Raw genomic sequence first — 13,631 nt, forward strand, 5'->3', positions numbered from 1 at the left:
GCCGGCGAACATTTCTATACGTAGGGTGGGCTCTCGAGCCCACGCGGTAGAGCGCGTGATTGGTCGAAACGTGTCCGCACGACGCCGAAACGATGATCGACCGCCGTACCGCGTGGGCACGAGTGCCCACCCTACAACATCCAATCCTTACAGCTCATCGAGCGAAAAAATCCGCTTGTGCTCGCGGATCGCATACCGGTCCGTCATCCCCGCAATGTAATCGGCAATCTTGCGCGCCTGCTTGTGCACGTCGCTTGATGCCACCTGGTAGTCCGGCGGCAGCAGCACCGGATCGGTCATGAAAGCGTCGAACAGCTCGCGCACGATGCGGCTGGCCTTGACGCGCATGCGGTTGACCTTGAAGTGGCGGTACAGGTTCGCGTACAGGAAGCGTTTTAACGCTGTCGTCTCGGCGCGCATCGTGTCGGAAAAGCGGATCAGGGGCGGCGCGGCGCGCACGTCGTCGATGCTCAAAGGCGCGGCATCGACCAGCAGCGCGGCCGAGGTCTCGACCAGGTCGGCCGTCATCGCGGTGATCATCAGGCGGATCGTTTCGTACAGCGCGCGCCGGCCCGGCAGGCCGGGGTACTGGGCCTCCACAGCCCGGCGGTGGCGCGCGAACAAATCCACTTCCATCATCTGCTCGGTCGTCAGCAAGCCCGAACGCAGGCCATCGTCGATATCGTGGTTGTTGTACGCGATCTCGTCGGCGAGATTGGTCAGCTGCGCTTCCAGGCTGGGCTGGGTCTTGTCGAGGAAGCGCTGGCCGAGCTCGCCGAGGGTGCGCGCATTGTTCAGCGAGCAGTGCTTCAGGATGCCTTCGCGCGTCTCGAAGGTGAGGTTCAGCCCGTCGAAAGCGCCGTAGTGCTCTTCCAGGTGGTCCACCACGCGCAGGCTTTGCAGGTTGTGCTCGAAGCCGCCGTAATCCTTCATGCAGTCGTTGAGCACGTCCTGGCCGACGTGGCCGAAAGGCGTGTGGCCGAGGTCGTGCGCCAGGGCGCAGGCTTCGACCAGGTCTTCGTTCAGGCGCAGGCTGCGCGCCAGCGTGCGGCCGATCTGCGCGACCTCGATCGAATGCGTCAGGCGCGTGCGGAACAGGTCTCCCTCGTGGTTCAGGAAGACTTGCGTCTTGTATTCGAGGCGGCGAAAAGCGGTGGAGTGGATGATGCGGTCGCGGTCGCGCTGGAATTCGCTGCGCGAGCCAGGCGCCGGCTCATCGAAACGGCGCCCGCGCGAACCCTTCGAATGCGCGGCATACGGGGCCAGGTGGGCGTCGAAATCGATCATGCGCGGCTCCTCACTGTTGGACGCAGGCTTCCAGGGTGGCGTGCAGCAGCTCGAGCGGCACGCTGGTGATGCTCGGGCTGCCCAGGGGTTTGAGGAGGATGAACTTGATCGCCCCGCCCTCGTTCTTCTTGTCCACTTCCATCAGCTCGATCCAGCGCGCGATGCCGAGGTCGGGCGCCACCACCGGCAGGCCGGCCGCCCGCACCAGCGCGCGCACGCGCTCGAGCGCCGCGTCGTCGATGAAGCCGAGCCGGCGCGACAGGTCGGCCGCCATCACCATGCCGCAGCCGACCGCTTCGCCATGCAGCCAGGCGCCGTAGCCCAGGCCCGCTTCGATCGCGTGGCCGAAGGTGTGGCCGAAGTTCAGCACGGCGCGCAGGCCGCCTTCGCGTTCGTCCTTGCGCACGACGTCGGCCTTGATCTCGCAGGAGCGCGCGATCGCATGCGACAGCGCAGCCGGGTCGCCCGCCATCAGGCGTTCGATGTTCGCTTCGATCCAGTCGAAGAACTCGGCGTCGAGGATGGCGCCATGCTTGATCACTTCGGCCAGGCCCGCCGACAGCTCGCGGCTTGGCAAGGTCGACAGGGTGCTGGTATCGGCCAGCACCGCGCGCGGCTGGTAGAACGCGCCGATCATGTTCTTGCCCAGCGGGTGGTTGATGCCGGTCTTGCCGCCGACCGAGGAATCGACCTGCGCCAGCAAGGTGGTGGGAATCTGCACGAAGGGCACGCCGCGCATGTAGCTGGCGGCCGCATAGCCCGTCAGGTCGCCGATCACGCCGCCGCCCAGGGCGATGAGCGTGGTCTTGCGGTCGCATTTGTTGGCCAGCAGCGCGTCGAAGACCTGCATCAGCGAACCCCAGTGCTTGTGCTCTTCGCCGTCGGGAAGGATGATCTCGACCACCTCGCGGCCGGCCGCGCGCAGGGGCGCGGCGACCTTGTCCAGGTAGAGGGGCGCGACCGTGGTGTTGGTGACGATCGCCACCTTGTTGCCGCCGATCTGGCGCGCCAGCAGCGCGGCGTCGTCGAGCACGCCCGGGCCGATGGCGATCGGGTAGCTGCGCTCGCCCAGTTCGACGTTGAGATTGATGTTTGCTGTTTGATTCATCGATGCCGCCCTTGCACGCCGCGAACGCGCCGTGTTGAGCGCGTCGAGCTGGTCCAAAATTGTCTGAACCATCGATTGTACGTTAGGACGGCCGGTATCGATGACGAGGTCGGCAATCTCGCGGTAGAGCGGCTCGCGCTGGGCCAGCAATTCCTCGAGCTTCCTGCGCGGGTCGGCCGTCTGCAGCAGCGGGCGGTTCTTGTCGTGCGAGGTGCGTTGCAGGATGCTGCCGATGCCGGCGCGCAGGTAGACGACGGTGCCGCGTTCGGCGAGATGGGCGCGGCTGGCGGCGTCGAGCACGGCGCCGCCGCCGGTGGCCAGCACGATGCCGCGCTGGCTGGTGAGTTCGCGGATCATGTCCGCTTCGCGCCGGCGAAAGCTCGCCTCCCCTTCGATTTCAAAGATCCACGGGATCGTGGCGCCGGTGCGCGCCTCGATCGCATGGTCGGAATCGACAAAGCGCTTGCCCAGCCGGCGCGCCAGCATCCGGCCGATGGTGGTCTTGCCGGACCCCATCAGTCCGACAAGAAACACATTTTCGGATTTCACATCAGTTTGCAGTGAACGGTAACTGCGTAATATTACCCTTTGGCGTCTTCACCTGGAGAGTAAAGTCGCCTGCAGCGCAGCTCGCGTCCGGTTTCACGGTCATGAAGTGGATGGTTCCGCCCACTGCGGTGGTGGAATTGACCACGTCCGGGAACACGGCGTCGATCGCCACCTTGTTGACCGCCGCGGCCACCATGGTGGTCCCGGCAGGCAGCGGATTGTTGTTCACGTCAGCGATGCGCACGGCCAGCTGCTTCGAGGAGCAGCCCGGGCCGCTCAGGCCGGCGATGTTCAGCTCCGCGCCGTCGGCGGGGGTCCAGTCGCGGCAAGTGACGCCGCTGCAGACCTGGCGCTTGAACGTGGTGGCGAAGCTGCCGCTGAAGATGACTTCATTCGTTGCGCGGATATAGTTCAGGCCCCACTTGCCGTCGCCGGCCGCTGCGTAGCTGCTGCGGTTGTACGGAATCGGCAAGTCGTTCTGGGCCGCCTGGTAGACGCCGTCCAGATTCGTGTCGAGGAAAGGATCGCCCATGTCGGTGTAAGGCTCGCCATTGCTGCGGCAGGTGTCGATCAGCGGACGGTAGGAAGCCGGCACCTGGCCGTTGGGGTCGACGAAATCGGTACAGCTGTACTGGCCGTTGCCGTCCAGGTCGACATAGGTTTCGAGGCCCTGGGCATAGGCCAGGAAGCTCACGCGGCCGTTCGCCGGACGGAAGTCCTGGCTGCGCAGGACCACCTTGCATTCGCCGCCCACGGTGGTACAGGCGCCCTGCGCCGCGGTGCCGATGGCGCCGCCTTCGGTGACGAAGTTGACGGCCACCTGGTCCGACACGGGATTGCCGTATTCGTCGGCCAGCAGGACGCTGACGGTGGTCGTTTCGTTGTCGTACTGCAGACCTTCGATGTTGGCGCTGCTGGTACTCATCGACATGAAGCGCTGCAGCGGCAAGCCGGTCGAGACGGTCAGGGTATCGGACAGGCCGGTCATGTTCACGCCGTTGCGGTTGGCCGAAGCCACCACGCGCACCGGGGTCGGGATCGTGCCCGAAGAAACCATGGTGCTGACATTGCCCGAGCCGTCGGTGGTGGCGCGGGTCGGGCTGACGGTCAGGCCGCCGGTATAAGTGGTGGCGCTGAAGTCGACGTCGACGCCAGGCAGGCCATTGCCCTGCTGGTCGACCACGCGGAAGGTGACCTGGGCCGATTCCGAGCGTCCCTGGCCGCCGGAACCCTTGCGCACGATCGAGATACCGCTCGAACTGGTGCTGGCGAACTGGATCGAGCCGATGTTGGCGGCGCCGACGTCCAGGCCGATGGTCTGGCTCGAGCTGCCGATCGAGGCGGTGATGACGTCGCGCCCGCGCACGCAGCCGTTGTTGGTATAGGTCGCCAGCTGGACCCCATTGCTCATCGCGCCCAGCACCAGGGTGGCGGTGCCGTCGCCTTCGCACAGCGAGCTCAGATTCATGCCGGTCGATGCGGTGGCAGCCTGGCCGTTGCTGGTGACGGGAATGTTCAGCGACAGCGTGCTGAAGGCTGGCAGGCGGCCCGCAGGCGCCGGCACGAAGGCCAGCTGGCCCACGGTCAGGGGCGCCGCGCCGATTTCGATGCCCACCGAGTTCGAACCGGTCTTGCCGTCGACCACCGCGGTGGCCGTCATCGCCAGGGCGCCCGAGGCGGAATAGGTTGCCGGCTTGATGGTCACGACCGCCACCCCGCTGGCGTTGGTCAGCGCCGAACCGGTGCCCGGCGTGAAGGCGACCAGGTCGGCCGTCGCCGCGGCGAACTGGACGATCGCTCCGGCGGCGGGCGTGCCGGCCGGCGTGAGCACGGTGGCCCTGAGCGTGGCGCTCTGGCCGCCCGAGAGGCTGGTGAGCGTCTTGCCGGTGCCGTCGACCATCACGACCGTGACCCTGGTTTCGGTCGCGACAGGCGTGGGGGTGGTGCCGGTGCCGGTGCCGGTGCCCGTACCTGTGCCGGTACCCGTGCCCGTGCTGCCGGAAGCGGCCGGCACCGCGCCGGGATCGCCGCCGCCCCCGCCGCAGGCGGAGAGGACCGCCGCGGCGATCAGGGTCAGGATGGCCGTGCGTCCAAACGAGGCCGAAGGAATGCGTGTCGATTTCATACAGGTCCAGTTCTTGTTAATTGTTGGGGTCTTCATGCAAACGGCATCGTTTGCGGACGCTGAAACGACACAGCGACGCGCCTTGCGGTGCGTCGCTGTGGTTTCCAGTGGCGGTAATGCGTTAAGTGGCGCTTCCTGGCAAGGGGCTCAGCGTCCGGCCGCAACGCGGTCGGCGACGATCTTCGGCGTGATGAAGACCAGCAGTTCGGTCTTCGTGTTTTCACGTCCCTGGGTCTTGAACAGGTAGCCGAGCACCGGCACGTCGCCCAGCAGCGGCACCTTCGAGACGTTGCTGCGCTCGGTCTGCTGGTAGATCCCGCCCAGCACCACCGTGCCGCCGTTTTCGACCATGACCTTGGTCTTGACGTGCTGGGTGTTGATGGCAAAGCCGGCGCGCGTTTCTTCGCCTTTCGAATCCTTGCTCACGTCCACTTCCAGCACGACGTTGCCGTCGGGCGTGATCTGCGGCGTGACTTCCAGGCGCAGGTTGGCTTTCTTGAACTCGATCGCGGTGGCGCCGCTGGACGAGGCCATCAGGTAGGGCAGTTCGACACCCTGCTCGATCACGGCCACCATCTTGTCTTCGGTGACCACGCGCGGGCTGGAGATGATCTTGCCTTTGCCGTCCGCTTCGAGTGCCGACAGTTCCAGGTTCAAAAAGCGGTTGTCGGCCGATGAGAACAGGGAAAACGCGATGCTCGAGGGGGAGATGCCGCCCAATGCGGCTGCCGGCAGGTTCACCATCGTAGTATTGGTGTAGCCGTCGCCCTTGTCCGGGGTTTGCAGCGTGTCCTGGCCGACGCCAAGCAGGTTGCCGCCGATGGCAACGCGGTTGTTTCCGCCGATGCCATATCCCTGGTCGCCGCCGCGCAGGGCGCGCATGTCGTTAAAGCCAATCTTGGCGCCGAGGTTGCGCGAGAAGCCGTCGTTCGCTTCAACCAGGCGCGCTTCGATCAGGACCTGCTTCGAGGCGACGTCGGTCTTCTGGATCAGCAGCCGGATGTCTTCGAGTTTCGAGACGATGTCGGTCACGAACAGCTGGTTGGTGCGCGGATCGATGATCGCGCTGCCGCGCTTGGACAGCACGCGGTTGCCGGTATTCGTGGTTGCCGCGCCGCTTGCGTCCAGGCCGAACACGGTGCGGAAGGCTTCGGCCTTCTGGTAGTTCAGCTGGAAGACTTCCGACTTCATCGGCTCGAGGTCGGAAATCTGGGCGCGCTGTTCGAGTTCCAGCTTTTCCTTGGTCAGCAGTTCTTCTTTCGGCGCGATCCAGATGACGGTGCCGTTCTTGCGCATGTCCAGGCCCTTCGATTGCAGGATCACGTCCAGCGCCTGGTCCCAGGGCACGTCTTTCAGGCGCAGGGTGAGGCTGCCGGACACCGAGTCGCTGGCGATGATGTTCAGGCCCGAGATGTCGGCCACCGCCTGCAGCGCGGCGCGCACTTCGATGTTCTGGAAGTCGAAGCTGATCTTCTCGCCGCGGTAACCCTGCGTGCCTTGCACCAGCTTGTTCGGGTCTTCCTTGACCGGACGCACGGCCACCACCAGCTGGGTATCGCTCTGGTAGACCGACTGTTCCCACTGGCCTTGCGCTTCGATGATCATGCGTACGTTGGCGCCATTGGTGCTGGTCGTCACGCGCGAAACCGGCGTGCCGAAGTCGGTGACATCCAGGCGCCGCCGCAGGGTTTCAGGCAGGCCGGTGTTCATGAAATCGACCTGCACCTTGTTGCCGAGCTGGCGCACGTCGACCGGCACCGCATTGTTCGGCAGGTCGACCACGATCCGGCCTTCGCCGTCCTTGCCGCGGCGGAAATCGAGGTTGCGCAAGACCTGGCGGATCGCCGGGACGTTGGGCGCAGCCTGGGCTGCCACCGGTGCGCTCTGGGCGGCGACGGCGGCGCCGGCCACCGTCACCACGATCGACTTGCCGTCGATCGCCGTGGAATAGCTGGTCGGGCGTTTCAGGTTCATGACCAGGCGCGTACGTTCGCCGGCCTGCACCAGGTTCAGGCCGCGCACTTCGCCGAGGTTGACCTCCTGCGTGTTCTTGCCGGTGGCGTTGCTCGTGGCGCCGAAGTCGAGCGCGATGCGCGCCGGATTGGTGATCGCAAAGCCGAGCGGCAGCTTGGCCGGCGGATTTTTCATCGCGATGTTGACCACCACGTCCGCGCCCTGCTGGTTGGCGCTGATCGACTCGATGGCGTTATCGGCCGACTGCACCTGCGCCTGGGCGGCGCCGCCGAGCGCCAGTAATACCGGCACCAGCAGCACCTGGACCGCGCGCTTCAGGTTATTCGTTGCGAATGGGGTCATTTTCCGATCTCCTTACTTTCCTGCAATTCCAGCTTCGATATCCGCTCGACCCAATCGCCGCCTGCGTCCTGTACCATTTCCCGGATTTCCAGCGCAACCGGGGTCACGCGCGTCACCTGGCCGAAGTTCTGGCCGAGGCGCTGTCCTGCCCGCACGCGGTAGACACTGCGTTCGATTTGAACCAAGGCAAAGCTGACGCCGCCTTTTTGCATCATACCGACCATCCGCATGGTGTCGAGCGGAAAGCTTTCCAGGGCTTCACGCGGACGGTTCAGGTCCGGCTGCGCCGTGTTCTGCTGCGGCGCCATCGTGCCCGGCCCCGCCATCTTGGCGTCGGAAAACGGATCGGTCGCCTGCGCCTGGTTGTAGGCGTAGGGCACGAATTCCTTTGGCGCCGGCAAGGGTTTCACCGCCGGTTTCGTTTGCGCCTTGGTCTCTTCCATCCAGGTGCGCACTTCGCGCACGTCGCTGTCGCCGCAGCCGGCCAGCAGCAGGGCCGCCAGCGCCAGCAGCGCACTGTTTTTCTTGGTCATCATGGCGTGCTGCCCTCGGCTTTCTTCTTCTTCGCCTTCAGGCGCGCCGCTTTCTGCGTCGCCAGTTCGTCGGCGTCGAGGTAGCGGAAGGTTTTCGCGATCGCTTCCAGGCTCAGGCTGCCGTCTTTCTCGGCTTTCAGGCGCATGTTGTTGAGCGTGACGATGCGCGGCAAGTGGGCCATGTCGGCGGCGAACGCGCCCAGGTCGTGGTAGTTGCCGGTCAGCTTGATCGCGATCGGCAGTTCAGCGTAGTAGTCGCGCACCACGATCTGGTCGGGGCGGAACAGTTCGAACGCGAGGCCGCGCCCGACGCCTGCCTGGTTGATGTCCGACAGCAGCGCGGCCATTTCGGATTTGCTCGGCAGCTGCTTTTCCAGGCGCTCGACCGACTGGTCGACCTGGATCTTTTGCGCCTGCAGTGCTTCGAGGTTGACCGCCTGCGCGATTTTCGTGCGGTATTCCTCGCGCAGCGTTGCTTCCTGGCCGGCCAGGGTTTCCTGGGTTTCGAACTGGCCGCTCCAGTACAGGAAATAGCCGAGTACGACCACAAGCGCCATCACGCCGGCCGCGCACAGCAGGCGCGGCGCCAGCGGCCACAGGCCCGGTGCGCGGCCCTGCAGGCCCTGGAATTGGGCCGACAGGTCGGCAAAGGATTGTTTCAGGTCGATGTTCATGGGGCGTTCCCTCCCGCCTTGATGCTGCCGGCCAGCGGGTTTTTGACTTTGCCGTCCTTGCCGTCCTCGCCTTCTTCGCTTTCGCGGGCGCGCTTGATGGCCACGGCCAGCGTGAACTCGACCGCCTTGCGCACGACCTTGTTCTGGGTCAGCGTGGCCGACTTCACTTCGGTCAGCTCGGGACGCTCGAGCCAGGGCGAATTGCCCGACAGGTTGCGCAGCAGCTCGGCCACGCGTTCCTGCGACTGGGCGTAACCGTTCAGGATGACCTTCTGGCCGTTCTGCTCGAAGGACTTCAGGTACACGCCTTCCGGCGCCTGGCGCACCAGTTCGTCGAACAGGTAGACCGGCTGGTTGCGGTCGCCCTGCAAATCTTCGACCGCCTGCTGGCGCGATTTCAGGGCGTTGATTTCTTCCTTCAGGGTGGCGATGTCCTTGATCTTCTTGTCGAGTTCCGCGTTCTCGGTGGAGAGGACGGCGTTCCTCTGTTCCTGGATCGCGATGCGGCTGGCGTTCCAGCCGCCGACCGCCAGCACGATGGCCACGCCCAGCAAGCCGCCGAGCACCAGCATGGCGATGAAGGCCGCCTGCTTCTGTTTGCGTTTCGCTTCCCGGTGCGGGAGCAGGTTAATGCGAATCATCAGCCGAACCTCCGCAGGCCGAGGCCGCAGGCAACGAGGTAGGACGGGCCTTCAGCGCGCAGCTGCGCTTCGCGCAGGCCGGGCGCCAGCAGCATGTTGTCGAACGGCGCCACCTGGGCCGTCGGGATGCGCGTGCGCCCGCCGATCAGCTCGACCAGGCCGGGCAGCTGGGCGCTGCCGCCGGCCAGCCAGATCTGGTCGATGCGGGTGAACGGGGTCGACGTAAAGAAGAACTGGATCGCGCGCGTGACTTCCATCGCGGCGCTTTCCAGGAAGGGCGTGAGCACGTCGGCGCGGAAGTTTTCAGGCAGGTCGCCCGACTTCTTGCGCGTTTCCGCTTCCTCGTAGGCCAGGCCATAGGTGCGCACGATGTCCTGGGTCAGCGTGTTGCCGCCGAAAGGCTGCTCGCGCTCATAAATCGTGTCGCCATTCTGCAGCACCGACACGTGGGTCATGCCGGCGCCGATCTGGAACAGGGCGACGATCTTGTCGCTGCCGCTCGGCGCTGCCCTTTCCAGGGCGGCGCGCGCGGCATACGATTCGATGTCCATCACGGTGGCGGTGAGGCCGGCCGCTTCGGCGATCGCCACACGGTCCTCGACCTTTTCGCGGCGCGCCGCGGCCAGCATCACTTCCATGTCTTCAGGCGAGTTGGCGGCCGGGCCGACCACGTCGAAGTCCAGGCTCACTTCGTCGAGCGCGAACGGGATGTACTGGCTCGCTTCGGATTCGACCTGCACTTCGAGCTGGTCTTCGGCCATGCCGGCCGGCAGGATGATCTTCTTGGTGATGACGGCGGCCGGCGGCATGCCGAGCGCGACGTTGCGGGCGCGGGTGCCGCTCTTCTTCCAGATGCGGCGCACGGCCTCGGCGACCTGGTCGAAATTTTCGATGTTACCATCGGCGACGGCGCCGCGCGGCAGCGCCTCAAAGGCGTAGCGCTCCAGGCGCAGCACGCCCTTGCCGGCATCGGCCAGTTCGACCAGGCGCAGGCCCGAGGTGCTGATGTCGAGTCCGGCGAGCGGCGGGCTCGTTTTTCCGAACAAGGAACCTAGATTGATCACGCGCGTACTCCTCAGCTGCGGCCCGCATGACAGGCCAATGTGTTCCAACGCCCGCGTGCGGGAAAAATCTTCTGCAAAAAAATAAACTGGGTGCTCATATATGAGGCAGTACATCAAATCGTAGCGATAATAGTGCGCTCCGACAAGATATTTCTGCATTGGAACATTACAATCGCACGGGGACACCACACTCTGATACTTCATTGGTAATACCCCTTGTCATGCAGGCTACAAACCCTGCGCTTTCCATGCTTGCGGCTGAGTCTGCGCCACCATGGAAGGGGGTGCCTTATAATGAGGCGGATCAACACTGCGAATCCCAGAATGAAATCTTCCCAAACGACGAATACGCCGGCGCCGAACAAGTTCAGCCCGAAACGCCTGCTGCTGTGGGCCTTCGGCGCGCTCGCCGGCCTCGCCCTGGTTGGCGTGCTGCTGGTGGTGTTTGCCCTGGCGATGGCTTACCCGAACCTGCCGGCACTCGACACCATCACCGACTACCGCCCGAAGATGCCGCTGCGGATTTTTACCGCCGATAACGTCCTCATCGGCGAGTTCGGCGAAGAGCGCCGCACCCTGGTGCGCTTCAAGGAAATCCCGGACGTGATGAAGAAGGCGGTGCTCTCGATCGAGGACGACCGTTTCTATCAGCACGGGGGTGTCGACTATTGGGGCGTGCTGCGCGCGGCCCTGCACAACGCCACCAGCGGCTCGCGCCAGGGCGCCTCGACCATCACGCAGCAGGTGGCGCGCAACTTCTTCCTGTCCTCCGAACAGACTTTGAAGCGCAAGGCCTACGAGGCGCTGCTGGCCTGGAAGATCGAGAAGAACCTGACCAAGGACCAGATCCTCGAGGTCTACATGAACCAGATCTACCTGGGCCAGCGCGCCTTCGGCTTCCAGTCGGCGGCCCAGATCTATTTTGGTAAAGACTTGCGCGACATCACGGTCGCCGAAGCGGCCATGCTGGCCGGTCTGCCGAAAGCGCCGTCGGCCTACAACCCGGTGGTCAACCCGACGCGCGCGAAAACGCGCCAGCAGTACATCCTGCAGCGCATGCATTCGCTCGGCTACATCACGCCGGCCCAGTTCGAGACCGCGAAGAACGAAGAGCTGGTCATCAAGACCGACAGCACCGCCTTCGGCGTGCACGCCGAATACGTGGCCGAGATGGCGCGCCAGCTGGTGTACGAGCAGTTCAAGGAAGACACCTATACGCGCGGCCTGAACGTGTTCACCACGATCACCAAGGCTGACCAGGACGCGGCCTACCTCGCCGTGCGCCGCGGCGTGATGGATTACGAACGCCGCCATCCCTACCGCGGTCCGGAATCGTATATCGAGATCCCGAAGGACAAGCTTGATGCCGACGAGGCGATCGAAGCGGAACTGGCCGAGAAGCCCGACAGCGACGACATCGTGGCCGCCGTCGTGCTGCAGGCATCGCCTACCGGCGTCACCGCGGTGCTGGCCTCGGGCGAAGAGATCAAGATCAGCGGCCCTGGCCTGTCCTTCGCCTCGAGCTGGTTGTCGGCCAAGGCCGCGCCGAACCGCCGCATCCGCCGCGGCGCGCTGATTCGCGTCATGCAGGACAGCGGTTCGGACTGGAAGATTACGCAGATGCCGCTGGTCGAATCGGCCTTTGTCTCGGCCAGCACCGAAGACGGCGCGATCCGCGCGCTGGTCGGCGGCTTCGACTACAACCGGAATAAATTCAACCACGTGACGCAAGCCTGGCGCCAGCCGGGTTCCTCGTTCAAGCCGTTCATCTATTCCGCTTCGCTCGAACGCGGCCTGTCCCCGGCGACCATGATCAACGACGCGCCGATCTCCTTCGACGCCGGCCAGACCGGTGGCCAGGCCTGGGAGCCGAAGAACTACGACGCCAAATACGAAGGCCCGATGACGATGCGGCGCGGCCTGACCAAGTCGAAGAACATGGTCTCGATCCGCATCCTGAACCGCATCGGCGCACGCTACGGCCAGGAATACGCGACCCGCTTCGGCTTCGATCCGGAAAAGAACCCGCCTTACCTGACGCTGGCGCTGGGCGCGGGCGCGACCACGCCGCTGCAGATGGCCGGCGCCTACGCGGTCTTCGCCAACGGCGGCTACCGCGTCAGCCCTTACCTGATTTCGAAGGTGACCGACAGCGCCGGCAAGGTGCTGTCGGAAGCGCGCCCCGACCGCGCCGGCACCGAAGCGACCCGCGTGATCGATGCGCGCAACGCCTTCCTGATGGACAGCATGCTGCGCGACGTGGCGCGCTACGGCACGGCCGCCAAAGCCTCGCAGCTCCTCAAGCGCAACGACATCGCGGGTAAAACCGGCACCACCAACGACTCGATCGACGCCTGGTTCGCCGGCTACCAGCCGAAGGTGGTGGGGATTGCCTGGATGGGCTACGACCAGCCGAAAAACCTGGGCAACAAGGAAACCGGCGGCGGCCTGGCGCTGCCGATCTGGATCGGCTACATGCAGACGGTCCTGAAGAACGTGCCGGTCGAGGAACGCACGGTGCCGCCGGGGCTGATCATGGCCAATGGCGAGTACTACTATGCCGAGAATCCGCCGGGGACCGGCGTGCAGTCGCTGGATGTGGGAACGACGCCGGCGCCGGCGCAGCAGAAGGAGCAGGACGCGGTAAGGAATGAGTTGTTCTGATTGATGTGAAAGAATATTTCACGGATGCTCATCCGGTGAAATATTCTTTCATTGTTCGATGCGCGTTACGTCTGCATTACCCCAACTTGACCGGCGCCCCGCCCTGCTGCGTCGCGATATCCGACAAGGCAGTAAAGAACTCGGAATCGTCGCGCGTATTGCGCCACTCGTCGCCCACGCGCTTGTAGTGAAAGCCACCCGAGCGCGCCGCCATCCACATTTCCTGCAGCGGCGCCTGGCTGTTGACGATGATCTTCGAGCCGTTGTCGATGAACTCGATCTCGAGCACGTTGCCGTTGCGCTTGCACTCGACGTCGACCACGTCCTGGTCGTTCAGGTTGTCGAAACAGGTCTCGATGCGATTCAGGGTCGAATCGGCCAGGTCCAAAAATTCGGATTCGGTCATGCTACACTCCAAGGTCTTAATCAAACCGTGATTCTAATCGTGAAGTCACCTACCGCGTTTCTTTCAGCGCCTCCTGCTGTGCTTGCCCTCATTTTGCTGGCCCTCGCCGGCTGCGGCCAGACCGGCCCGCTCTACATGCCGAAACCGCCCGCGAAACCTGCCGCGGCGCCTGCAAAACCCGTGACGCCCGTGGTCGCGCCGACCTCGGAAACCGCCCCCGTGCCGGCCCAGACCCTGGTCCCCGCTCCCGCCCCCGTTCAATAA

General features: G+C 64.7%; 11 protein-coding genes. 2 read left to right on the top strand and 9 right to left on the bottom strand.

Annotation, left to right across the window (positions count from 1 at the left end; genetic code table 11):
* Positions 1-147: 147 nt before the first annotated feature.
* The 8 genes from NMB41_RS22535 to NMB41_RS22570 form a co-directional block, all read right to left on the bottom strand.
* Positions 148-1,287 carry a deoxyguanosinetriphosphate triphosphohydrolase gene (locus NMB41_RS22535; RefSeq protein WP_494380002.1) on the bottom strand — a complete coding sequence of 380 codons (1,140 nt, stop codon included), beginning with the start codon at positions 1,285-1,287 and terminating at the stop codon, positions 148-150.
* A 10-nt stretch (positions 1,288-1,297) separates the two neighbouring features.
* Positions 1,298-2,911, bottom strand: a complete 1,614-nt coding sequence (gene aroKB, locus NMB41_RS22540; protein ID WP_494382893.1) for a bifunctional shikimate kinase/3-dehydroquinate synthase AroKB — start codon at positions 2,909-2,911, stop codon at positions 1,298-1,300.
* A gap of 34 nt (positions 2,912-2,945) precedes the next feature.
* Positions 2,946-5,069 (bottom strand): hypothetical protein, encoded by a 2,124-nt coding sequence (locus NMB41_RS22545; protein WP_494380003.1) that lies wholly within the window; start codon positions 5,067-5,069, stop codon positions 2,946-2,948.
* Between the two features lie 147 nt (positions 5,070-5,216).
* Positions 5,217-7,385: a type IV pilus secretin PilQ gene (locus NMB41_RS22550; protein WP_494380004.1), complete on the bottom strand. Its 2,169-nt coding sequence runs from the start codon at positions 7,383-7,385 to the stop codon at positions 5,217-5,219.
* The gene (locus NMB41_RS22555; protein ID WP_494380005.1) at positions 7,382-7,921 is read right to left on the bottom strand and encodes a pilus assembly protein PilP; all 540 of its coding nucleotides are present in this window, start codon (positions 7,919-7,921) and stop codon (positions 7,382-7,384) included. The genes NMB41_RS22550 and NMB41_RS22555 overlap by 4 nt, the downstream gene beginning before the upstream one ends.
* The gene (locus NMB41_RS22560) at positions 7,918-8,592 is read right to left on the bottom strand and encodes a type IV pilus inner membrane component PilO (protein WP_494380006.1); all 675 of its coding nucleotides are present in this window, start codon (positions 8,590-8,592) and stop codon (positions 7,918-7,920) included. Before NMB41_RS22560 ends, NMB41_RS22555 begins: the two co-directional genes overlap by 4 nt.
* The gene (locus tag NMB41_RS22565; protein ID WP_494380007.1) at positions 8,589-9,233 is read right to left on the bottom strand and encodes a PilN domain-containing protein; all 645 of its coding nucleotides are present in this window, start codon (positions 9,231-9,233) and stop codon (positions 8,589-8,591) included. The genes NMB41_RS22560 and NMB41_RS22565 overlap by 4 nt, the downstream gene beginning before the upstream one ends.
* The gene (locus NMB41_RS22570) at positions 9,233-10,297 is read right to left on the bottom strand and encodes a pilus assembly protein PilM (protein WP_494380008.1); all 1,065 of its coding nucleotides are present in this window, start codon (positions 10,295-10,297) and stop codon (positions 9,233-9,235) included. Before NMB41_RS22570 ends, NMB41_RS22565 begins: the two co-directional genes overlap by 1 nt.
* A 324-nt stretch (positions 10,298-10,621) precedes the next feature.
* Here NMB41_RS22570 and NMB41_RS22575 point away from each other — a divergent pair, with 324 nt between their 5' ends.
* A complete protein-coding gene (locus tag NMB41_RS22575) occupies positions 10,622-12,961 on the top strand; it encodes a penicillin-binding protein 1A (RefSeq protein ID WP_494380009.1) in 2,340 nt (779 codons plus the stop codon).
* Between the two features lie 76 nt (positions 12,962-13,037).
* On the opposite strand, the gene cyaY is transcribed toward NMB41_RS22575, so the two are convergent.
* Positions 13,038-13,367, bottom strand: a complete 330-nt coding sequence (gene cyaY, locus NMB41_RS22580; RefSeq protein WP_494380010.1) for an iron donor protein CyaY — start codon at positions 13,365-13,367, stop codon at positions 13,038-13,040.
* Between the two features lie 78 nt (positions 13,368-13,445).
* On the opposite strand from cyaY, the gene lptM reads away from it, so the two are divergent.
* Positions 13,446-13,631, top strand: a complete 186-nt coding sequence (gene lptM / locus NMB41_RS22585) for an LPS translocon maturation chaperone LptM (RefSeq protein WP_494380011.1) — start codon at positions 13,446-13,448, stop codon at positions 13,629-13,631.

Source organism: Massilia sp. FBCC-B171 (genome assembly GCF_059134155.1).

Excerpts from the sequence above, each read along its gene's own strand:
- NMB41_RS22535 (WP_494380002.1), bottom strand. The coding sequence starts at position 1,287 with ATGATCGATTTCGACGCCCACCTGGCCCCGTATGCCGCGCATTCGAAG.
- aroKB (WP_494382893.1), bottom strand. The coding sequence starts at position 2,911 with ATGGGGTCCGGCAAGACCACCATCGGCCGGATGCTGGCGCGCCGGCTG.
- NMB41_RS22545 (WP_494380003.1), bottom strand. The coding sequence starts at position 5,069 with ATGAAATCGACACGCATTCCTTCGGCCTCGTTTGGACGCACGGCCATC.
- NMB41_RS22550 (WP_494380004.1), bottom strand. The coding sequence starts at position 7,385 with ATGACCCCATTCGCAACGAATAACCTGAAGCGCGCGGTCCAGGTGCTG.
- NMB41_RS22555 (WP_494380005.1), bottom strand. The coding sequence starts at position 7,921 with ATGATGACCAAGAAAAACAGTGCGCTGCTGGCGCTGGCGGCCCTGCTG.
- NMB41_RS22560 (WP_494380006.1), bottom strand. The coding sequence starts at position 8,592 with ATGAACATCGACCTGAAACAATCCTTTGCCGACCTGTCGGCCCAATTC.
- NMB41_RS22565 (WP_494380007.1), bottom strand. The coding sequence starts at position 9,233 with ATGATTCGCATTAACCTGCTCCCGCACCGGGAAGCGAAACGCAAACAG.
- NMB41_RS22575 (WP_494380009.1), top strand. The coding sequence starts at position 10,622 with ATGAAATCTTCCCAAACGACGAATACGCCGGCGCCGAACAAGTTCAGC.
- cyaY (WP_494380010.1), bottom strand. The coding sequence starts at position 13,367 with ATGACCGAATCCGAATTTTTGGACCTGGCCGATTCGACCCTGAATCGC.